The 19,964-nt window shown below is 71.4% G+C and carries 18 protein-coding genes; 12 read left to right on the top strand and 6 right to left on the bottom strand.

The window, feature by feature from the left end; genetic code table 11:
- Positions 1-36 precede the first annotated feature (36 nt).
- Genes ACN4JJ_RS08160 through ACN4JJ_RS08120 form a run of 9 tightly spaced genes read left to right on the top strand, consistent with a single transcriptional unit; the run spans position 37 to position 9,894 of the window.
- Complete coding sequence (locus ACN4JJ_RS08160; protein ID WP_440709411.1) at positions 37-1,011, top strand: ABC transporter permease; 975 nt, start codon at positions 37-39, stop codon at positions 1,009-1,011.
- The gene (locus tag ACN4JJ_RS08155) at positions 1,008-1,895 is read left to right on the top strand and encodes an ABC transporter permease (protein WP_440709410.1); all 888 of its coding nucleotides are present in this window, start codon (positions 1,008-1,010) and stop codon (positions 1,893-1,895) included. Before ACN4JJ_RS08160 ends, ACN4JJ_RS08155 begins: the two co-directional genes overlap by 4 nt.
- A complete protein-coding gene (gene murQ / locus ACN4JJ_RS08150) occupies positions 1,892-2,860 on the top strand; it encodes an N-acetylmuramic acid 6-phosphate etherase (protein ID WP_440709409.1) in 969 nt (322 codons plus the stop codon). Before ACN4JJ_RS08155 ends, murQ begins: the two co-directional genes overlap by 4 nt.
- Positions 2,857-4,068 (top strand): anhydro-N-acetylmuramic acid kinase, encoded by a 1,212-nt coding sequence (locus ACN4JJ_RS08145; RefSeq protein WP_440709408.1) that lies wholly within the window; start codon positions 2,857-2,859, stop codon positions 4,066-4,068. Before murQ ends, ACN4JJ_RS08145 begins: the two co-directional genes overlap by 4 nt.
- On the top strand, positions 4,065-4,613 hold the full coding sequence (locus ACN4JJ_RS08140; protein ID WP_440709407.1) for a GNAT family N-acetyltransferase: 549 nt from the start codon (positions 4,065-4,067) through the stop codon (positions 4,611-4,613). Before ACN4JJ_RS08145 ends, ACN4JJ_RS08140 begins: the two co-directional genes overlap by 4 nt.
- Positions 4,610-5,827, top strand: a complete 1,218-nt coding sequence (locus ACN4JJ_RS08135) for an MFS transporter (protein ID WP_440709406.1) — start codon at positions 4,610-4,612, stop codon at positions 5,825-5,827. The genes ACN4JJ_RS08140 and ACN4JJ_RS08135 overlap by 4 nt, the downstream gene beginning before the upstream one ends.
- On the top strand, positions 5,824-6,957 hold the full coding sequence (locus tag ACN4JJ_RS08130) for a dipeptide epimerase (protein ID WP_440709405.1): 1,134 nt from the start codon (positions 5,824-5,826) through the stop codon (positions 6,955-6,957). The genes ACN4JJ_RS08135 and ACN4JJ_RS08130 overlap by 4 nt, the downstream gene beginning before the upstream one ends.
- Entirely contained in the window at positions 6,954-8,213 is a 1,260-nt protein-coding gene (locus ACN4JJ_RS08125; protein ID WP_440709404.1) for a serine hydrolase domain-containing protein, read from the top strand. The genes ACN4JJ_RS08130 and ACN4JJ_RS08125 overlap by 4 nt, the downstream gene beginning before the upstream one ends.
- 25 nt (positions 8,214-8,238) lie before the next feature.
- On the top strand, positions 8,239-9,894 hold the full coding sequence (locus ACN4JJ_RS08120) for an ABC transporter ATP-binding protein (RefSeq protein ID WP_440709403.1): 1,656 nt from the start codon (positions 8,239-8,241) through the stop codon (positions 9,892-9,894).
- 91 nt (positions 9,895-9,985) lie between these two features.
- Here ACN4JJ_RS08120 and nagB read toward each other — a convergent pair whose 3' ends face one another.
- The 6 genes from nagB to ACN4JJ_RS08090 form a co-directional block, all read right to left on the bottom strand.
- Entirely contained in the window at positions 9,986-10,750 is a 765-nt protein-coding gene (nagB, locus tag ACN4JJ_RS08115; protein ID WP_440709402.1) for a glucosamine-6-phosphate deaminase, read from the bottom strand.
- Between the two features lie 109 nt (positions 10,751-10,859).
- Positions 10,860-13,904, bottom strand: coding sequence for a DUF2207 domain-containing protein (locus ACN4JJ_RS08110; RefSeq protein WP_440709401.1), 3,045 nt, complete (start codon positions 13,902-13,904; stop codon positions 10,860-10,862).
- A 149-nt stretch (positions 13,905-14,053) separates the two neighbouring features.
- Positions 14,054-14,632 (bottom strand): TetR/AcrR family transcriptional regulator, encoded by a 579-nt coding sequence (locus tag ACN4JJ_RS08105; protein ID WP_440709400.1) that lies wholly within the window; start codon positions 14,630-14,632, stop codon positions 14,054-14,056.
- A gap of 57 nt (positions 14,633-14,689) precedes the next feature.
- Complete coding sequence (locus tag ACN4JJ_RS08100) at positions 14,690-15,796, bottom strand: NAD(P)-dependent alcohol dehydrogenase (RefSeq protein WP_440709399.1); 1,107 nt, start codon at positions 15,794-15,796, stop codon at positions 14,690-14,692.
- 138 nt (positions 15,797-15,934) lie between these two features.
- Positions 15,935-16,198 (bottom strand): GlsB/YeaQ/YmgE family stress response membrane protein, encoded by a 264-nt coding sequence (locus ACN4JJ_RS08095; RefSeq protein ID WP_440709398.1) that lies wholly within the window; start codon positions 16,196-16,198, stop codon positions 15,935-15,937.
- A gap of 127 nt (positions 16,199-16,325) precedes the next feature.
- A complete protein-coding gene (locus ACN4JJ_RS08090) occupies positions 16,326-16,499 on the bottom strand; it encodes a CsbD family protein (protein WP_440709397.1) in 174 nt (57 codons plus the stop codon).
- 175 nt (positions 16,500-16,674) lie between these two features.
- On the opposite strand from ACN4JJ_RS08090, the gene ACN4JJ_RS08085 reads away from it, so the two are divergent.
- The 3 genes from ACN4JJ_RS08085 to ACN4JJ_RS08075 are packed head-to-tail and all read left to right on the top strand — an operon-like array spanning position 16,675 to position 19,963.
- Positions 16,675-17,430: a TetR/AcrR family transcriptional regulator gene (locus ACN4JJ_RS08085; protein ID WP_440709396.1), complete on the top strand. Its 756-nt coding sequence runs from the start codon at positions 16,675-16,677 to the stop codon at positions 17,428-17,430.
- Entirely contained in the window at positions 17,427-18,071 is a 645-nt protein-coding gene (locus ACN4JJ_RS08080) for a P-loop NTPase family protein (RefSeq protein ID WP_440709395.1), read from the top strand. The genes ACN4JJ_RS08085 and ACN4JJ_RS08080 overlap by 4 nt, the downstream gene beginning before the upstream one ends.
- Positions 18,068-19,963, top strand: coding sequence for a YhgE/Pip family protein (locus tag ACN4JJ_RS08075; RefSeq protein WP_440709394.1), 1,896 nt, complete (start codon positions 18,068-18,070; stop codon positions 19,961-19,963). The genes ACN4JJ_RS08080 and ACN4JJ_RS08075 overlap by 4 nt, the downstream gene beginning before the upstream one ends.
- The last annotated feature ends 1 nt before the right edge of the window (position 19,964 follow it).

Raw genomic sequence — 19,964 nt, 5'->3', positions numbered from 1 at the left:
GAGCCGTCGTATCCCCACCCACGGATGGACCAACACATGCTCCTACAGAAAGTCACCCGCAACGGCGTCGTGCGCCGCGTGGTGCAGGCCCTGCTCACCCTCCTCGGAGTGGCGATCTTCGTCTTCATCATGCTCCGCGCCATCCCGGGCAACCAGATCACGGCGGGCCTCGGTACCGAGGCCGCCGCGCTCACCCCTTCCCAGCAGGCCGCGCTCGAGTCGTACTACGGGCTCGACAAGCCGCTCGTCGTGCAGTTCTTCAGCTGGCTCGGCAACATCTTCACGGGCAACCTCGGGTTCTCGTCGCGGGCGCAGCAGAGCGTCGGCGACCTGATCGCCCAGGCGCTCCCCGTCACCATCGAGCTCGCGATCATCTCGATCGTGCTCGCCCTGGTCATCGGCATCCCGCTCGGGATGCTCTCCGCCTCCAAGCCCGACTCGTTCCGCGACGGGGTGGGCCAGGTGGTGGGCCTCGCCGGGCTCTCCGTGCCCGCCTTCCTGCTGGGCACCACGCTCCTGAGCGTGCTGGCCTCGACCCTCATGTTCAACCCGAACGGGCAGGGGTACGCCACGCTGCTGCAGAACCCGCTGCTCAACCTCCAGCAGATGCTGCTTCCCGCGCTCGTGCTGGGCTTCGGGATCGCGGCCCCGATCATGCGCACCGCCCGAACGGCCCTTCTCGAGGTGCGCTCGCTCGACTTCGTGCGCACGGCGAAGGCCAAAGGGGTGCCGCCCCGGCGGCTCGCGGTCTCGCACGTGCTCGGCAACGCGATGGTGCCGATCGTCACCATGACGGGCCTGCAGTTCGGCTATCTGCTCGGCGGCGCGGTGGTGGTGGAGCAGATCTTCTCGCTCCCCGGCATCGGCCGCCTCGTGCTGATCGGCATCCAACAGAAGGAGTATGCCCTCGTGCAGAGCACCGTGCTCGTCATCGCTCTCGTCTTCGTGCTCGTGAACCTGCTCACCGACCTGCTCTACCGGGTCATCGATCCTCGGGTGCGTGCCGCATGAGCGGCGTCGTGCAGACCGCGGGCATCCCCGCGGCGACCGGACTCCGATCGAATCGTGTGCGCGCGATCCTCCGCAGTCCCAGTGCGATGATCGGTGTCGTCGTCACGACGCTGCTCGTGATCGTGGCCCTGCTCGCACTGTTCGGGCTCACGCCCTACGATCCGGCCGCTCAGGATCCGGCCGCGCGGCTGATGCCGCCGAGTGCCGCCCACTGGTTCGGCACCGACCAGTTCGGTCGCGACATGTTCTCGCGGGTGGCCGCCGGAGTGGCCAACTCCACCGTGATCGCGGTGGTGGCGGTCGCCATCTCGGCGCTGGTCGGAACCGCCGCCGGGCTCGTGGCGGGGTTCTACCGCGGAGTCTCCGACACCGTGATCGGCGGGGTGACCAACGTGCTCTTCGCGTTCCCTCCGCTGCTGCTCGCCCTGTCGCTCGCGTCGGTGTTCGAGCGCAACTGGCTCACCGTCGCCATCGCCATCGCCATCGTCTACGTGCCGATCTTTGTGCGGGTCACCCGCGGTCCCGTGCTGTCGTTGCGGGAGATCGAGTTCGTGCGGGCGGCCACGAGCACCGGGATGCGCCGCTCCCGCATCATGGTCACCCACGTGCTGCCCAACATCACGTCGATCATCATCGTGCAGGTCACGCTCTCGCTGTCCTGGGCCGTACTCACCGAGGCGTCGCTGAGCTTCCTCGGACTCGGCACCCCGCCGCCCGCACCGTCCCTGGGCTCGATGATCTACGACGCCCGCACCCTGCTCTACGTCGCCCCCTGGACGATGATCGCCCCGGGCACCGTGCTCGTGCTGCTCATCGTCGGACTGAACCTCCTCGGAGACGGACTGCGCGACACGCTCGACCCACGGAACAGAGGTACACGATGAACCCCACCGGACTCGACGGCGACCCCACGGGCCGCCTGACGACCGAGGCCGTCGACGAGCGCTACTCGGAGATCGACCGCCTGCCGATCGCCGACCTCGCGCGCCTGATGAACGAGGCCGACTCGACCGTGCCGGCCGCCATCGCCGCAGAACTCCCCCGCATCGTGCCCGCGCTCGAAGCGGTGGCCGAGCGGATGTCGACCACGGGCGGCCGGCTGATCTATGTCGGAGCGGGTACCCCGGGCCGCATCGGGGTGCTGGACGCCTCGGAGAGCCCGCCCACCTTCGGCACGCCGCCCGAGCAGGTCTTCGGCATCATCGCCGGCGGCCCGGAGGCCATCGTGTCGCCGATCGAGGGAGCCGAGGACGACCCCGTGGCCGGCCGGCAGGCGATCGCGGACGCGGCCGTCGGCCCGAACGACAGCGTGATCGGCATCGCCTCGAGCGGCCGCACCCCCTTCGTCGTCGCGGCGGTCGAGGAGGCCCGGCGGCGCGGCGCCGTGACGGTCGGGCTGTCGTGCAACGTCGACACCGAGCTCAGTACGGCTGCGGAGTTCGGCCTCGAGGTCGTGGTGGGCCCCGAGTTCATCAGCGGCTCGACCCGGTTGAAGGCCGGCACCGCGCAGAAGCTGGTGCTCAACATGTTCTCCACGATCGTGATGATCCGCCTCGGCAAGACGTACGGGAACCTGATGGTCGACGTGCGGGCCACGAACGCGAAGCTCCGGGCGCGGGCGGTGCGGATCGTGGCCACGATCGCCGAGGTTTCCGCCGACCAGGCCGCCGCGATGCTCGAGGACTCGGGCTTCGACCTCAAGGCCGCCGTCGTGCGCCTGCGCAGCGGGCTCGCTCTCGACGAGGCCCGCCGCGTGCTGGAGGCCGCCGACGGGCGGCTGCGCGAGGCCCTGGATGGCGCATCCGCGGCCCGTTCCGTCGGCCGATCGGCCGGGGAGGCCGGCGCATGAGGACTCTCGGCATGATCTCGGGCACCTCCCACGACGGCATCGACGTCGCCGTGGTCGATTTCGAGTTCCTCGACGGGGGCGCCCTCGCAGGAGTATTGGTGCACTCGACCAGCGTTCCGTACCGTCCGGAGCTGCGCGCGCGCATCCTCGCCGCCCTCCCCCCGGCCTCGACGACGCTCGCCGAGATGGCGGAACTCGACACCCTCATCGGCCAGGCCTTCGCCGAGGCGGCCGCGACGGTCTGCGCCGGGCTCGACGCGCCCGTCGACGTGATCACCTCGCACGGGCAGACGGTGTTCCACTGGGTGCAGGGCGGCCGCGCGCTCGGCACGCTGCAGATCGGTCAGCCGGCCTGGATCGCCGAGGCCACCGGGGTTCCGGTCGTCTCCGACGTGCGCATCCGTGACATCGCGGCGGGCGGTCAGGGCGCGCCGCTGGTGTCCTTCCTCGACGAGCTGCTGCTCCGGGCGGCGCCCGGTCGCACCGCGGCACTGAACCTCGGCGGCATCTCGAACATGACCGTCGTCGAGGGTCCCGACGACGCCGCGGGCGGATCGATCGCCTACGACATCGGGCCGGCCAACTCGCTCATCGACGCCGTCGTCGTGACGCGCGGCGCGCATCCGTCGGGCTTCGACGTCGACGGCCGCATCGCCGCCGCCGGAACCGTGGACGCCGAGCTGCTCGAGCTGCTCCTCGCGGAGCCGTACTACCGGCTGCCCGCCCCCAAGAGCACCGGCAAGGAGCTGTTCAACGCCGCCTACGTCGACTCCGCGCTCGAGACCCTCGGCCGCGACGTCGGCACCGCCGATCTCGTGTCGACGCTCACCGAGCTCACGGCGGCGACGGTCGCCCAAGACGTCTCGGCCCACGGCGTGGAGACCCTGGTGGTCTCCGGTGGCGGATGGCGCAACCGCGAGCTCATCAGCCGTCTCGCCGCGCGGCTCCCGGCCGTGAGCCTGGTCGCCTCGGACGACTTCGGCGCACCGACCGACGACAAGGAGGCCATCGCCTTCGCCCTCATCGGCTGGTGCACCCTGCACGGCGTGCCCTCGACGGTGCCCACGGCCACGGGGGCCCGCGAGGCCCGCATCCTCGGCACGATCACCCCCGGCACCGGTGCTCTGCGGCTGCCGGAGCCCGTCGTCGGCGCGCTCACCGGATTGACGCTGCGCTCCGGAACCGTCCCGACGCCGGAGGGCCGGTGACCGTCACGGTGCGCGACGCGACGCCGGGCGACCTCGACGCGATGGTCGAGGTGTTCCTGGCGTGCTGGCGAGAGAGCTATTCCGAGGTGCTCCCGCCGGAGCTGACCGGCTCGATGCCCGAGGATCGCGCCCGGATCCTCTGGTCGACGGCGCTCGCCACACCGGCCAGCCGGATCCTCGTGGCCGAGGACGAGAACGCTCCGGGCACCGTCCTCGGGATGACCCGGCACGCGCTCGAGCCCACGGTCGAGAACGGCGTTCGGGTCGCCGTCGTCGAATCCCTCTACGTCTCGCCCACCGCACAGGGCCGCGGGCTCGGAAAGCTGCTCCTCGGCGCGGCCGTCGACTCCATCGCGGCCACCTCGGCGCAGGAGGCCCGGCTCTGGGTCTTCGCGGCGAACCGCCCCTCGATCGACTTCTACCGCTCGCAGGGCTGGCGTGACGACGGCACGACCCGGGTCGAGGCCGCCTACGGCGAGGTCGAACTGCGGATGTCGCGACCCGTCCCCTCCCGCCCGAGCACCCCCGAGGGGCGCCGGCCGTGAGCAGGGCGACAGCACTCCCGACCGACGCGGCGACCGGTGCCCGGCGTGGCGTGCTGCTCGCGTTCGCGGGGCTCGGGGTGACGGCGGCCACGGTGCCGGCCATCCTCCCGTCGATGGCGCTGGAGTTCTCGGTGTCGATCGCCGAGGTGGCACCGGCGATCCCCGCGGTGTTCTTCGGAGTGCTGGCCGGCGTGCTCGGGGCACCTCTGCTCCGGATGCGATTCGCACTGCCGCGGATCATCCTGGTCGGCGCCCTCCTGCAGGCGCTCGGCCTGGCCGGCGTGGCGGCGTCGCCGTCGCCGCTCTGGTTCATCGTCGCCGCGGGGCTCTCGGGGTTCGGATTCGGGCTCGTCGAGGTCGCGGGCACCGCGAGTGCGAAGGTGCTCGCCGCGGAGACCGCTCCGGGCCTGCTCGTGCGGCTGACTCTCGCCGTCGCACTCGTGGCCACCGTCACGCCGGTCGTCGTGCTGGTCTCGTCGTCGTTCGGTGCCGTCCGTCTGGTGGCCGCCGTCGCCGCCGTGCTGCAGGTCGTGGTCGCCCTGGTGATCCGTCGCTGCGTCGTCGAGGATGCCCGAGGCGGCTTAGACGAGTCCGCGGCGTTTGGCGGCCGGGCCCTGCCTCTCCGAACGGCGCTCATGGCGGTCGCCGTGTTCTGCTACGTCGGGGTCGAGACCATCCTGTCGGGGTGGTCGGCCGCCACGGTCTCCGTCGAGCTCGGCACGAGCGCCGCTGTCGCCGCGCTCGGCACCTCCGCGTTCTGGTTGCTGATCAGTCTCGGGCGGTTCGCCGGCGCGCTCGCCGACCGGCGCTGGACGCCGCGCCCCGTGACGCTGGTCGCGACGGCCGGCCTCGCCGCAGCCCTGATCGCGGCCACCCTCACGAGCGGCACCGCCCCGACGGCGGCGATCGTGCTGCTGGCCGCGGGGGTGTTCTTCGCCGGCCCGTGCTACGCCCTCCTGCTCGGCCTCGGCCTGGCAGGCCTCTCGGCAGCGCGTTCGGTGCCGGTCGCCTCCGGTCTCGTCGCGCTCGGCGCGGCCGGCGGGGCTGCGATCCCGCTCGCCGCGACCCTCGCGCCGGGCTCGGCTTCCCTGTCGCCCTTCGCTCCCGCGATGATCGCCGCCATGATGCTCGTGGCGGCGGTGACCGCGGGCACGCTCCTTCAGAAGCGGGCTCTCGCATCCTCGCTCGCCGGATCCGCGAGGAGCAGCTCGTGAGCACGATCGAGCGCGTCGTCGTGCACCACGTCTCGGTTCCGCTCCGGCGGCCGTTCGTCACCGCGGTGCGCACGGCGACCACGCTGCAGACCGTGCTGGTGCAGCTGGTCGACTCGGATGGCCGGAGCGGCTGGGGCGAGTCGCCCGTCAGCTGGCGGGTCACGGGCGAGAGCCCGGCGAGCGTCGAAACGGCCGTCACGGGCCCGGTGGGCGACGCGGTACTCGGCCGCGACCCGATGGATCTCGCCGATCTCGGCGACGCGGTGGCCGGCAGTGTGGTGCAGAACGCCAGTGCGCGATCGGGCGTCGACTGCGCCCTGCACGATCTCGCCGCGCAGTGCGCCGGTGCGCCGCTGTTCGAGTTCCTCGGTGGCATGTCCGGGTCGGTGACCTCGGACATGACCCTGTCCGCCACGCCCGATCACGGACGGCTGGCCGACGACGCCCGGCGCCACGTCGCGGCCGGCTTCCGCACCCTGAAGGTCAAGGTCGGCGCCGGCGGCGACGACGATCTGGCGGTGCGTGTCGTGCGCGACGCGATCGGCCCGGGCATCGGTCTGCGGGTCGACGCCAACCAGGCCTGGACCGCCGACCGGGCCATCGCCCTCACCCGGGGCTGGGAGGACGCCGGCGTGGGCCTCGAGTTCGTCGAGCAGCCGGTCGCCGCCCGCCAACTGGACGATCTGGCCCGAGTGACCGATCTCGTCGACACCCCCGTGCTCGCCGACGAATCGGTGTGGGACACCGAAGACCTCCGCGAGATCATCCGTCGCCGAGCCGCCGACGCCGTCAACCTGAAACTCGCCAAGAGCGGCGGTCTCACCCGTGCACGCGAGATGGCCGAGCTGGCCGCATCGGCCGGCGTGCCCGTCATCGTCGGCTGCATGATGGAGTCGACGGTGGGCATCGGAGCCGCCGCCGGCCTCGCGTCGGCTCTCGACGCCAGTTCCGCTCGCGACACGGGCATCCGCGGCCCTGCTCACGACCTCGACGCCGGTCTCTGGCTCGCCGGCGCGGCCGTCGAGGGCGGGGCCGGATACGACGGCGACACCATCGTGCTCGCACCGTCAGCCGGTGCCGGCATCGTCTCGCTGCGAGAGCCCGTCGTCGCCGAGGGGGGCGTGCGATGACCGCCGAATCGGTGCTGCAGTCGGGCGCCGAGCACCTGCTCTCCACCGGCGTCCCCGGCGTCGTGCTCGGCCTGCACACTCCGGCCGGAGACGCCTTCGGCTGCGCCGGCTCCCGGATTCCGCCGACGACCGCTTCGGCGACCTCCCTGCCGATGACCCCGGAGACCGCGTTCGACATCGCCTCCGTCACCAAGGTGCTCGCCACCACCACGAGTCTGCTGCGCCTCGTCTCGGCGGGTTCGGTCTCGCTCGACGACCGGGTCGCACGCTACGTTCCCCCGTTCTCGGGCGGAGCCAAGAGCGACGTCACCCTCCGTGACCTGCTCACCCACCGCGGCGGTCTGCAGCCGTGGTGGCCGCTGTATGTTGACGCTGCGTCGCCGAGTGCGACCCGCCCTCGCGGGCCCGCGCATCCCTCGACCGATGCCCTCGAGCTCGCCGCGGCGCTGCCTCTGACCGCGGCCCCGGGAACGACGCGGCTCTACTCCGACCTCGGCTTCATGCTGCTCGGCCGCGTGATCGAGAGCGTCACCGGTGAACGACTGGCGGATGCGGCATCGCGCCTCGTCTTCGCCCCGCTCGGCCTGACCTCCACCGGCTATGCGCATCCGGTCGACACCGAACGCGGCGGCACCGCGGCCTCCTCGTGGGGTGACGAGGTCGAACGACGGATGGTGCGCACCGGCATCCCGTACCCGGTGCCGTTCGACGAGACGGATTTCGGGTCGTGGCGGGAGCAGCTGCTCGTGGGCGAGGTGAACGACGGCAACGCGTTCCACGCGTTCGGCGGGGTCTCCGGCCACGCGGGGCTGTTCTCGACCCCGCGGGACCTGCTCGCCTTCGCCACGGCGCTGAGCGACTACCGCGACCACGACGATCTCTGGAACCCCGCCGTCGCCGAGCAGTTCTTCGCGGCGTCCGCCGACCCCGAGCAGGCGATCGGCTTCCGGCGCTCCGAGTCGGATCTCGGTGAGGGACCGGTGACGGTCCTCGGCCACCCGGGGTTCACCGGGGTCGCCGTCGGCTTCGTGCCCGACGCATCCGTGGCCGTGATGATCGCCACGAACCGGTTGCTCGCGCCGGGCGAGCCCGTGCCGAACGCCGACCTCTGGGAGAGGGCGACCCGTGTCTGGCGGAACGCCCGTTCGGAGGCCCTTCCCCCGCGAGCGCGGCGCGCGGAGACCGGCACCCACCCCGCTCCCCCGCATCCCACCCCCGATCAGCCCGCAGACGAGTCGCCCGCAGCCGCGGGTTGACGACGAGATGAGAATAGAGAGCACCATGACCTCCTCCGCCCCTCTGCTGTCGCTCCGCGACCTGTCCGTCAGCTTCCGCACGAGTGCGGGCGATTTCGCCGCCGTGCGCAACGTGGACCTCGAGCTCGAGAGCGGCCAGACGCTGGCGGTGGTGGGCGAATCGGGGTCGGGCAAGTCGACCACGGCCGCCGCGATCAACCGGTTGCTGCCCGGCAACGGACGCATCACCTCGGGTCAGGTGCTCTTCGCCGGCCGCGACCTCGCCTCGCTGCGGGAGCGGGAGATGACGTCGATCCGCGGCGCGCAGATCGGGCTCGTGCCGCAGGATCCGATGTCGAACCTCAACCCGCTGCAGCGCATCGGCCACCAGATCGAGGAGGCGCTCACCGTGCACGGCAAGGTGACCGGCAAGGCGGCAAGGTCGAGGGCCATCGAACTGCTCGAGATGGTGGGCATCCCCGAGCCGGAGAAGCGCGCCGCTCAGTACCCCCACGAGTTCTCGGGCGGCATGCGGCAGCGCGTGCTGATCGCCATCGGGCTGGCCTGCCGGCCGCGCCTGCTGATCGCCGACGAGCCCACCTCGGCGCTCGATGTAACCGTGCAGCGCCGCATCCTCGATCAGCTCGCCCAGCTCACCGAGGAGATGGGTACCGCCGTGTTCCTCATCACCCACGACCTCGGCCTCGCGGCGGAGCGGGCCGACCGGGTCGTGGTGATGCGACGCGGCGAGATCGTCGAGGCGGGCGACTCGTCGAGCATCCTGTCGAACCCCGAGCACGAGTACACGAAGCAGCTGATCGCCTCGGTGCCGAGCCTCGCGGCCGAGCGGATGTCGCCGCGCGAGCGGGCGCTCGTCTCCGAGCGCGCGGCCGGGGAGCCGGGCGCCGGCACCGACCACCCCTTGGTGGAGGTCGAGGACCTCACGAAGGTGTTCGCCCTCCGCGGGCGCGGGGCGGAGAACGACTTCACGGCCGTCGACTCGGTGGGGTTCACCATCCCGCGCGGGCAGACGGTGGCGATCGTCGGCGAATCGGGGTCGGGCAAGTCGACCACCGCGAACCTCGTGCTCGCACTCGAGGCCCCGACATCCGGCCGCATCCTGTTCGAAGGCACCGACGTCGTGTCGCTCGACCGCCGGGGGTTGTTCGAGTTCCGGCGACGGGTGCAGCCCGTGTTCCAGAACCCCTACGCCTCACTCGACCCGCGCTTCACCGTGGAGCGGTCGATCGCGGAGCCGCTCGCCGTGCACCGCATCGGCGACGCGGGAACCCGCAGGGCCCGGGTGGCCGAGCTGCTCGACCAGGTCAGTCTCGCGCCGGCCCTCGCCGACCGCCTGCCGCACGAGCTCTCGGGCGGCCAGCGCCAGCGGGTCGCCATCGCCCGCGCCCTGGCGCTCGCGCCGAAGCTCGTGGTGCTCGACGAAGCGGTCTCGGCCCTCGACGTGGTGGTGCAGGCGCAGGTGCTCGACCTGCTCGCCGAGCTGCAGCGCGAGCTCGACCTGAGTTACCTCTTCATCAGCCACGACCTCGCAGTGGTGCGCATGGTCTCCGACATCGTGCACGTGATGCAGCGGGGCCGGTTCGTGGAGAGCGGCACCCCTGAGCAGATCTTCGGGGCGCCGCAGGAGGCGTACACGCAGGAGCTGCTGGCCGCGATCCCGCACGCGCGTCGGGCGGCCTGAGCGGCTCGGGCGTCTTGAGCGGGTCGCGCGTCCCTGGGCGGACAGGGCGGCCGGGCGGATCGGCCACGCCGCCCGGCCCGGGCCATCCGCTCTACGGCTTCGCCGCGTAGACCTCGCGGTAGTAGTCGGCGAGCGCGAGCTCGGAGGCGGCCGCCGCGTCGACGATCACGGTCGCGTGGGGGTGCAGCTGCAGCGCCGACCCGGGCACGAACGAGGTGAGCGGCCCCTCGACCGCCGCCGCCACGGCCTTCGCCTTCTGCGTACCGCTCGCCAGGAGCACGAGCCGGCGTGCTTCGAGGATGGTGCCGATGCCCTGCGTGAGGCAGTGCCGGGGCACCTCGTCGATCGAGTCGAAGAATCGCGCGTTGTCCTCGCGGGTCTGCGCGGTGAGGGTCTTGATGCGGGTGCGCGACGACAGCGACGACGTCGGTTCGTTGAAGCCGATGTGACCGTCGGTCCCGATGCCGAGGATCTGAACCGCCACTCCGCCGGCGGCACGGATGTCGCGTTCGAAATCGGCGCACTCCGCGTGCACATCGGCGGCCAGCCCGTCGAGTACACGCACGCGGGCCTGCTCCATCCCCAGCGGCACGACGACCTCGCGACGGATCACCTCGTGATAGCTCGCCGGATGCCCGGCGGGGATGCCCACGTACTCGTCGAGGGCGAAGCCCCGGGCCCTGGAGAGGTCGAGCCCCTCGGCGACCCGGCGGGAGAGCGCACGGTACAGCGGCTCGGGGCTCGATCCTGTCGCGAGGCCGAGCACGAACTCGGGATCGGTGCGGGCATGATCCGCGACAAGGCCGGCGGCCAGTTCCCCGGCCTCATCCGATGTCTCGACGATGATCACTTCCATGGTCACCCCTACTCGTCTACGTAAATTATCTACACATCGAAAGGTGTGTTTGTGACTAGTTTACCTTGGGATGCCCAGACCGGTCTCATCGATGGGCGACTGCTGACCGCTAGCGAGCCCTCGACGCTCGCGTGAGCACGAGGGAGAGGATGGCGGCGGCAGCCCCCGCCACGGCCGAGAGGCCGAGCGGGGAGAACGAGGGTTCGTCGGCGGGCATGTCGATCGTCATCCAGAAGAAGAAGATGACGGCGGCGAGCGCGGTGGCCGGCGCGAGCCAGCGCACGAGGTCGCGGAAGACGCCCTTCGTGAAGGCGCGCGGGGTGCGGCGCAGGCCCGCCACGGCTCCGGCGAGGCCGAGCAGCACCGCGATGCCTGCGAGGGTCAGCACCGAGGCGATCGGCACCGCGGTACTCAGCTGCAGGGACCGCAACGCCTCCTCGTCAGAGCCGGTGAAGGTGCCCGCCGGGAAGTCGAGGCTCGCTCCTAGGTCGTCGACCGTGAGCTCGAAGGGGTAGCCCGAGTCGCCGTCCTCCTTCAGGTCGAGGGCGTACGTGGTGAAGCCATCCTGCGCCGACTGCGACTCCTCGGAGACGATGGTCGCGCCGGGGCTCGGCTCGTACGCGCCGAAGGGGATGACCGAGGGGGCCCACTCGCGCGGGTGCTCGGAGGAATCGGTGTCGAGCGTGATCCATCCGCCGGCCGTCTGTTCGGCAGTGAGCGCGTCGGGCACCCGCAGCTCGATGGTCAGCGGGGAGGGCGCGGGGTCGTCGCCCCAAGCGGAGTCGTTCTCCCAGCCCTCCAGCAGGGCCGCCCAGCGCATCCGGTCGACCACGTCGCCGAAGGCGCCCTCGGATGCCACCACCGGCGAGGCCAACGAGTACTCGATCCGCACGTCGTGCGAACCCTGGAGCACGCGCGGCAGCTGCGTCGTCATGAGGAGGGTGTCGGCATCCGGAGCCGTCGTGTACGGCACGTCGTCACCGTCGATCGTCACCGCGCTCACCGCGAGACCGAGCGACTGTCCGTCGAGGCTGTTGCGCCACTGCTGCGCGAACTGCGGAACCTGCGATCCCTCCTCCTCGGCGTCGAACGAGACGGTGAGCGTCTCGGTCACGTCGAGGCGGCCACGCCCTTGGTCGTCGCGCGAGAGTTCGGCCACGGCGTCGAAGGCCTGCACCTTCGTGTACAGGGTCCCCGAGATGTCGCCCCAGTACGACTGGTAGTCGACCGAGCGCGGGAAGGGGTTCGGCAGGGTCGCCACCGCCACGACCGCACCGGCCACGACCAGCAGCGAGAGCAGCCGGATCAGGATGCGCGGGATCGTCAGGAACGACGGCGTGCGCCACGAGCGCGAGGCGCCCGCCTCGCCGAGCTCACCCTCGATCAGGCTCACCACCCGCCGGCCGGCCTCACGCGGCGGCGCGAGCAGCACCGCGTAGGGCAGCAGGCGGTCGCTCGAGCGGGCGCGCTCGAGCAGGCGCGTGCGCTCGGCGTAGACGTCGATGCCGCGCAGGTGCTGCTTCAGCAGCGCACCCCGGCGGGTGAGCGGCCGCGCCGAGAGCGCGATCGCGATGATCACGATCGAGAGCACCGAGGACAGCAGCACGAACGCCACCGGCCACCACACCACCGAGAGCTTCGCCTGGAACGACAACTGCCGCACCAGACCCCACTGCACGATTGTGAGGGCGAGCGGAGCGGCGATGAAGAAGTCGCGCACGAAGCCGCGCGGGATGCGCCGCAGTCCCTCCTGCAGCTGCCGGCGACGCTCGGGCGCCGTCGCCGCCCGCGTGAGTGCTCGCGGCAGGTCGCCGATCCGCCCGGCACGCTGCGCGACCTTCGCGGCGGCGATAAGCCTCCCGCGTCGTCTCTCCCGGCTCTTGCCGCCACCCCCGCCGCCCTTCTGGGCGTCTTCTAGCGCGGCAGCCAGTTCGGCCACCCGCTCCCGGCGCAGCACCTGGGCCGCGAGTCGCGCCGACACGCCCTTCGGCGGGTCGTACTGCGCCACGAACCAGGGGCGGCCGCGGGCGTCGCCCCAGGCCACGGCGCGGGCGGCGAGGGCGAACAGCAGGGTGAGCAGCAGGAGCGCGAGCGGGGCCAGCGGCCCGAAGGTCTGCAGCCAGAAGAGCGGAGTCTGCGGCGGCATCGTGAAGGTGCCCTGCGCGAACGACATCGTGAAGCCGGCGTTGGCGTGCGGCGGGATGTTCTGCTCGTTCGTGAAGCGGTAGGAGACGTCATCCGCCGACCCGGTCACCGCGACCGGTTCGGGATCGAGCCATTCGCCCGTGCCGATGATGAGCCAGGCGAGGCTGCCCCGGGGCTGGCGGACGAGCTGGTCGTCGACGTCTTTCGGGATGGTGACCGTGACGTCGAGGCCGGCGAGGCCCTGCGGCCAGGACGGACCGAACACGTCCCAGCGCAGCAGGTCGACCTCGCGGCCGGTCGCCTCGTCCGTCGACGCGAAGGCGAGGTCGTGCAGGGTGTAGCGCAGCACGATGTCGTGGTCGCCCTGGAGGGCGGTGCCGCCGTCCGCGCCGTCCGCGTTCATCGTCAGCAGCAGCTGCTCGGCGTCCTCCGATCGACCCACCTCGATCGGCTCGCCGTCGAACGTCGCCTCGATGCCGGAGGGGTTCAGGGCGTGCCCCTGGTAGTTGGTGGCGATCGCCCGCTGGATGCCCGACTCGTCGTCGCCCTCGGGGAACAGCGCCGTGATCTTCTCCTCGACCTGCACGTCCATCCGCCCCTCGGCGGTGCGCTCGACGCGGTAGTCGACCGTGAACTGGCGGGCGATCCAGGTGTCGGAGACGCTCGAGGTGGAGTCGGTGATGTCGTCGAGCGTGAGCGGCTTGTTGATCACGGGGCCGATCAGCAGCACCACACCGGCCAGGGCCACGAGCCCCCAGAAGGCGCGCAGCCCGAAGCGCAGGCCGGACCCGCCGTGCGAGCGCAGCCAGGCCTCGAGCCCGAGCAGCCAGCGCGAGAGCAGCACCCAGAGCGCGGTGTGCTGCGGCCCCGGGTCGGGGATGCGATCCTCGGGCGGCGTCTGCGGGTCCGGCGTCTCGTCAGGCTCGTCAGGCTCGTCCAGCCCGTCACGCCCGTCCAGCTCGTCAGGGCCCTCCGGCCCCGCCGGGTCTCTGGGGTCGACAGGTGTCACGCCTCGAGTCTGCCCCATCACGGGACACTCCGCCCCCGGGCATGGCCGCGTGCGCGACACTCCCTAGCAGCGACAGAGCACGTTCGCGACGGTGCGGGCGGCGGAGGGGTGGATCTCACTAGTTCGACCGGTGCACGGCGCGCCCGCCGTCAGGCCACGCGCGGCCACCAGGGGGCCATCTGGTCGCGCACGGCGGCGGCTCGGGCCTCGGCGTCGGTGGAGGTGGCGAGGGCCCAGGCCTCGACCGAGGCGGTGAGGCCGCCGGCCGCGAACGCTCGGGCGACGGGGGCGTCGACATCCTGAGCCGCACCGTGGGTGGCCCAGATCTGCAGGGCGCGGTCGAGCCGGGCGTCGAACATCGTCGTGAGGGAGCGGCGGAGGGGTGCCGAGGCATCCGACGCGAAAGCGGCGCGGAACAGCAGTCGCTCGGTCACCACCAGCTCGAACGCCGCCACGAGCGTGCGCTGGAACTCGTCGGCGAGGTCGGCGATGCCGAGGCCGGGGGCATCCGGAACATCGAGCAGGGCGTCGATGCCCTCGGTGAGCATCGCCGTGAGCAGTTCGGCCACGCTCTCGAAGTGCGTGTAGAACGAGGTGCGCTGCACCCCGGCGGCGCGGCAGAGCGCGCTCACCGTGAGGGTGTCGAGCGGATGCTCGCGCAGGGACTCCCGCAGCGCCGCCTCGAGCGCGGCCACGGTGCGGGCGGTGCGGGGGTCCCGGGCGGTCATCGCTTCAGCATGCCAGCACGCGGGTCGCGCCGGAGTCGCGCCGAAGTCGCGGCGGGGTCACGGCAGGGTGAGCACGGCCTTCACCGCGGCACCCGACTGCGTGTCGGCGATCGCCTGCTCGATCTGATCGAAGGGATAGCGGGTGATCAGCTGGTCGAACGGGAACACGCCGGCCTCGAACAGCGCCAGCAGCTGCGGGATGAAGATCTGCGGCACCGAGTCGCCCTCGATCGCGCCCACCAGCGTCTTGCCGGCGCCCGAGACGAGGCCGAGCGGCAGCACGGCATCCGGCTTCCCGACGCCCAGCAGGGCGATCGTCGCACCGAAGCGCGTGGCGTTGATGACGTTCTCGACCACCTGCGGCACGGCGGTGGTGTCGACACCGTAGGCGGCGCCGAGGCCGTCGGTGATCTCGAGGATGCGCGCGACGACGTCGTCGGTGCGGCCGTTCACCGTGTGGGTGGCGCCGAGCTTGGTGGCGAACTCGAGGCGCTCGGGCAGCACGTCGACCGCGATGATCGTGGTGGCGCCGGCGACCTTGGCGGCCATGATGGCCGAGAGGCCCACAGCTCCGGTTCCGCTCACGACGATGCTCGAACCGGCGGGCACGTCGAGCGAGTTGAGCACGGTGCCGGCTCCGGTCTGGATGCCGCAACCGAGCGGTCCCACGATCTCCAGAGGGATGCCGTCGGCCACCTTCACGGCGTTGCGGTCGGCCACGATGGCGTGCGAGGCGAACGAGGACTGACCGAAGAACGCGCCGTGCATCTCGCCGCCGTCGGGGGCGGTCATGGTGCCGGATCCGTCTTCACGCACGCCGGCGACGTTCAGCTGCATGAACTTGAGGCAGTACGCCTCGCGGCCCACCAGGCAGTTGGCGCAGTGCCCGCACGAGGCGAACGACACCGCCACGTGGTCGCCCACGGCGAAGTCGGTGACGCTCGAGCCGACCTGTTCTACGATGCCCGCACCTTCGTGACCGAGCACGGTGGGGAGGGCGGCCGGGATGTGGCCGTGCACGACCGCGAGGTCGGTGTGGCAGAGGCCGGTGGCGACGATCTTGACGAGCAGCTCGTTCGGGCGGATGTCGTCGAGCACGACGTCCTCGAACGAGAACGGGGAGTCGAGGCCGCGCAGGACGGCGGCGTGGGCGGTGGTGGTCATGGGATGCCTTTCTCGCAAGTGACGCACGGTGCGTGTGCACGTCGAGGTCGCGGGAGATCGGCGTCGCACCGGTGGGACCACCGCCCAGCCTACCGCTACTTTCCGACACCTGTCAGAAAGTAGCGGCCGGGCTGGTCGTCAGGCCCGGCGGCGACCCACGATGAGGCCGTAGATCAGCAGCACGATGATGGATCCGCCGATGGCGAGCAGCCAGGTCTGGATCGAGAAGAAGTCCTGCAGCGGAGCGTTGAACAGGATGCCACCGAGGAACCCGCCGAGGAGGGCGCCGACGACGCCGAGCAGCAGCGTGATGAACCATCCGCCGCCCTGCTTTCCGGGCAGGATCAGTTTGGCGATGGCGCCGGCGAGGAGTCCGAGCAGGAGGAAGCCGAAGAAGCCCATGAGTGTGTGTCTCTTTCTGTGGATGTGATCGTGGATGGTGCGGGCAGAAGTGTGGCCGCCACCCTCAGGTGACGGCCACACGGCACAGACGCCCGAGCGGGACGTTCTCTGTGACGGTGCGGGGGTTCTAGTGCTTGAACGCGTCCTTGACGTTCTCGCCGGCCTTCTTGGCGTCGGCCTTGGCCTGGTCGGCCTTGCCCTCGGCGACGAGCTTGTCGTTGTCGGTGACGTTGCCCACGGCTTCCTTGGCCTTACCGGCGAGGTCTTCCGCGGCGTTCTTGATCTTGTCTCCAGCGCTCATGGTGCGCTCCTTCCGTGATGATGATCTCTGTCTACCTCGATCGGGGCGTTCGGGCCAGGTCTTCGGGTCGCTCCGCCGCCGAGGTGCTTACACAGATGAGACGCATCCCAGGGGCGATTCGTCACGCGATCGCGATAAGTTGCACGGTTGTGTGCAACTTAGTACGATAGGGCTCGTGACCACTGCTCTCCGAAGCGCGCGACCGGCGCGCAAAGACGCCCTCGAGAACCGGGAGGCCATCCTCGCTGCGGCGGGCGTGGTGTTCCGCGCCGATCCCGAGGCGTCGCTGGATGCCGTGGCCACGCAGGCGGGCTTGTCCCGCCGCTCGATCTACGGCCACTTCGCCTCGCGCGACGAGCTGCTCGCCGAGCTGCTGGTGCGGGGCGGAACCCGCATCTCGGCGGCGCTGGCCGGCGTACACGACCCCGATCCGCGCATCCATCTCGCCCTGATCGGGGCCGCTCTCTGGACCGAGGTGCAGCAGGTGCGCGTGCTCGCCCAGCTCGCCATCCACGGCCCGCTCGAGAAGACGGTGGCGGATGCGCTCGCCCCCGTGCGCGGCTCGTTGCGCCACGCGGTCGCCGGCGGCATCGCGGCCGGTTTCTTCCGCACCGACGTACCCGAGCCGAGCCTCGCCCGCCTGATCGAGGACGCGGCCATCGCGGTGCTCGACGAGGCCGTGCGCTCCGAGCTCTCCGAGGCCGAGGCCCGCCGGCTGGTCATGGCGGTCGGCCTTTCGGTCGCCGGCCTCTCCTGGCAAGCCGCCGCCGCCGTCATCCACGCCCTCCCCGCCGAACCCGGCACGCGAGCTGGGGCGGATCGTGTGGATGGCTCCGGTGTGGTGGGCGTCCTCGGGCAGAGCCGTCCACACGATCCGCCCCAGCGCCCCACGAACAACAACGACAACGACAACGACAAGGACCCGAGATGAGAATCGTCGCCACGAACATCGCCAAGGGCCACGACGGCATCCCGCTCCCCGACACCACCGTCTCGTACGAGACCGGCCGGGTCACCGTCGCCGAGGCCGAGGTGGGCGACCGCCCGGTCGTGCTGGCCCTCATCCTGAGCGGACGGATGCGCCCCGACGCCGGCACAATCACCCTCGACGGCGCCGACGACCCCGCCCTCCTCCGCGAGCGCGTCGCCCTCGTCGACGCCCCCGAGGTGAGCGCCCCCGCCGCCGACCTCCCCCTCACCACGGTCGTCCGCGAAGAACTGCTCTACGCCGGCCGCTCCACCAGCCGCGCCACGATCGCCCAGACCCTCGCCGATGCCGGCGCCACCGCCTACGCCAAGGCCCGCATAGACGACGTCCCCCCGGCCATCCGCCTCCGCCTCCTCGCCGAGCTCGCGGCCTTCCGCCGCGGTGTCGAGGCCCTCGTCATCACCTCCCCCGACCGCCACGGCGGCGACCCCCGCGACTGGCTGGCCGTAGCCACCGACCTGGCCGCCCGCGACTTCGCCGTAGCCGTAGTCTGCGGCGCCCCCTCCGCCGAAATCGTGCTGCCCCTGCTGCCCGAAACCACCCCCGCTGACACCCAAGACACCCTCGAGGAGCTGTCGAAATGAAGATCCTCACCCTCGTCAGAACCGAGCTCAAGCGCCTCACCGCCACCAGCATGGCCAAACTGGCCCTGGTAGCCCTCATGCTCGTCCCCGTGCTCTACGCCGGCCTCTACCTCTGGGCCAACAACGACCCCTACGGCAACCTCAAAGACGTCCCGGTCGCGCTCGTGGTCGAAGACACCGGCAGCACCCTCGACGGCAAGCCCGTCAACTACGGCCAGGACGTGCAGGAGCAGCTGCTGAAAGACGCCTCGGTCGGCTGGCACGTCGTCACGGCCGAGCAGGCGGAGGAGGGCGTACGAGACGGCGAATTCGACTTCATCCTGAGCCTCGGCCCCGACTTCTCGAACGCCCTCACCTCGGCCAGCGGCAACGCCCCGCAGCAGGCGGTCGTCACCCTCACCACGAACGACACGAACAGCTTCCTCGCCACCACCATCGCCGGCCAGGTGGCCGAGAAGGTGCGCGCCTCCATCACCGAGCGCGTCGGCAAGGAGGCCGCGCTGCAGCTGCTCGACGGCTTCGCCACCGTGCGCTCGAACCTCACCGAGGCGGTGGACGGGGCCGGGCAGCTGGCCGACGGATCCTCCTCCGCGGCATCCGGAGCCCTGCAACTCGCGCAAGGGGCGGGCAGCGCGAACGTCGGCGCCCTGCAGCTGAACGACGGGCTGCAGCAGCTCGCCGCCGGCTCGGCCGACCTCCCCGCGCAGACGGCGCAGCTGAACGATGGCGCCCAGCAGGTCGCGGCCGGCAACGCTCAGCTCTCCACGAAGGCGAACGAGGTGGCGACGGCCGTTCAGGATGCCGCGAGCCAGGTTCCGGCCGCCCGTGCCGACATCGTGGCGCTGCTGGACGACTCCACGCTCACGCCCGAGCAGAAGGCGGCCGTGCTGGCCGAGCTCGACAAGGTCGGCACCGCGATCGACCAGGGCAACACCACTGTGCAGCAGACCAATGCGCAGATCGCGCAGCTCGCCGCCGGCAGTGCGCAGCTCGCAGCGGGCACGCAGCAGCTGGCGGATGCGGCGCCGGCGCTCTCGAACGGCATCGCGAGTGCGGCATCCGGATCGTCCGCGCTCTCCTCGGGCCTGACCCAGCTGGCCGAAGGATCGCTCTCGCTCACCGACGGCGTGAACCAGCTGGCATCCGGAACCACGACCCTGCGCGACGGCCTCTCCTCGGGCCTCGAGGAGGTGCCCGACCAGACCGCCGACCAGCGCGAGGCCGCGGCCACCACCATCTCCGACCCGGTCGCGCTCGACACCAGCGCGGTCACGAAGGCCAGCAACTACGGCGCGGGCATGGCCCCGTTCTTCATCAGCCTGGCGGCCTGGATCGGCATCTACGCGCTGTTCCTGATCGTGAAGCCGCTCTCCCGCCGCGCGGTCACGGCGCTGAAGAAGCCGGCGCTCGTGACGACGGCCGGCTGGGTGACGCCCGCTATTCTCGGCGGAATCCAGATGGCGGCCGTGTTCGGCATCATCACGCTGGCGCTCGGCTACGAGGTGCAGCACGGCTGGTGGATGATCGGGTTCATGGTGCTCACCTCGGCCACGTTCGCGTCGATCATCCTGGCGCTGAACATCCTGCTGGGCAGCGTCGGGCAGTTCCTCGGGCTCGTGTTGATGGTGCTGCAACTCGTGACGGCGGGCGGGACGTTCCCGTGGCAGACGCTGCCCGGGCCGCTTCAGGTGCTGCACCAGGTGCTACCGATGAGCCACGCGGTCGACGGCATCCGGCAGCTGATGTACGGCGGCAACCTCTCCCTGGCGGGGGCGGATGCCGGTGCGCTCGTCTTCTGGCTGATCGGCGCCCTGCTCGTCAGCTACCTCGGAGCCCGCCGCCTCACCCGCCACCGCACCCTGCGCGACCTCCGCCCCTCCCTCATCGGCTGAG

It is taken from the genome of Herbiconiux dendrobii (genome assembly GCF_052048175.1).
Lineage (GTDB): Bacteria > Actinomycetota > Actinomycetes > Actinomycetales > Microbacteriaceae > Herbiconiux.
The sequence above is the reverse complement of the archived record's forward strand: the minus strand, read 5'-3'. Positions and strand labels throughout refer to the sequence as shown.

Bases quoted from the DNA above. Each gene is read 5' to 3' on its own strand.
- ACN4JJ_RS08090 (WP_440709397.1), bottom strand. From the start codon at position 16,499: ATGAGCGCTGGAGACAAGATCAAGAACGCCGCGGAAGACCTCGCCGGT.
- murQ (WP_440709409.1), top strand. From the start codon at position 1,892: ATGAACCCCACCGGACTCGACGGCGACCCCACGGGCCGCCTGACGACC.
- ACN4JJ_RS08155 (WP_440709410.1), top strand. From the start codon at position 1,008: ATGAGCGGCGTCGTGCAGACCGCGGGCATCCCCGCGGCGACCGGACTC.
- ACN4JJ_RS08100 (WP_440709399.1), bottom strand. From the start codon at position 15,796: ATGACCACCACCGCCCACGCCGCCGTCCTGCGCGGCCTCGACTCCCCG.
- ACN4JJ_RS08160 (WP_440709411.1), top strand. From the start codon at position 37: ATGCTCCTACAGAAAGTCACCCGCAACGGCGTCGTGCGCCGCGTGGTG.
- ACN4JJ_RS08120 (WP_440709403.1), top strand. From the start codon at position 8,239: ATGACCTCCTCCGCCCCTCTGCTGTCGCTCCGCGACCTGTCCGTCAGC.
- ACN4JJ_RS08095 (WP_440709398.1), bottom strand. From the start codon at position 16,198: ATGGGCTTCTTCGGCTTCCTCCTGCTCGGACTCCTCGCCGGCGCCATC.
- nagB (WP_440709402.1), bottom strand. From the start codon at position 10,750: ATGGAAGTGATCATCGTCGAGACATCGGATGAGGCCGGGGAACTGGCC.
- ACN4JJ_RS08125 (WP_440709404.1), top strand. From the start codon at position 6,954: ATGACCGCCGAATCGGTGCTGCAGTCGGGCGCCGAGCACCTGCTCTCC.
- ACN4JJ_RS08145 (WP_440709408.1), top strand. From the start codon at position 2,857: ATGAGGACTCTCGGCATGATCTCGGGCACCTCCCACGACGGCATCGAC.
- ACN4JJ_RS08080 (WP_440709395.1), top strand. From the start codon at position 17,427: ATGAGAATCGTCGCCACGAACATCGCCAAGGGCCACGACGGCATCCCG.
- ACN4JJ_RS08075 (WP_440709394.1), top strand. From the start codon at position 18,068: ATGAAGATCCTCACCCTCGTCAGAACCGAGCTCAAGCGCCTCACCGCC.
- ACN4JJ_RS08105 (WP_440709400.1), bottom strand. From the start codon at position 14,632: ATGACCGCCCGGGACCCCCGCACCGCCCGCACCGTGGCCGCGCTCGAG.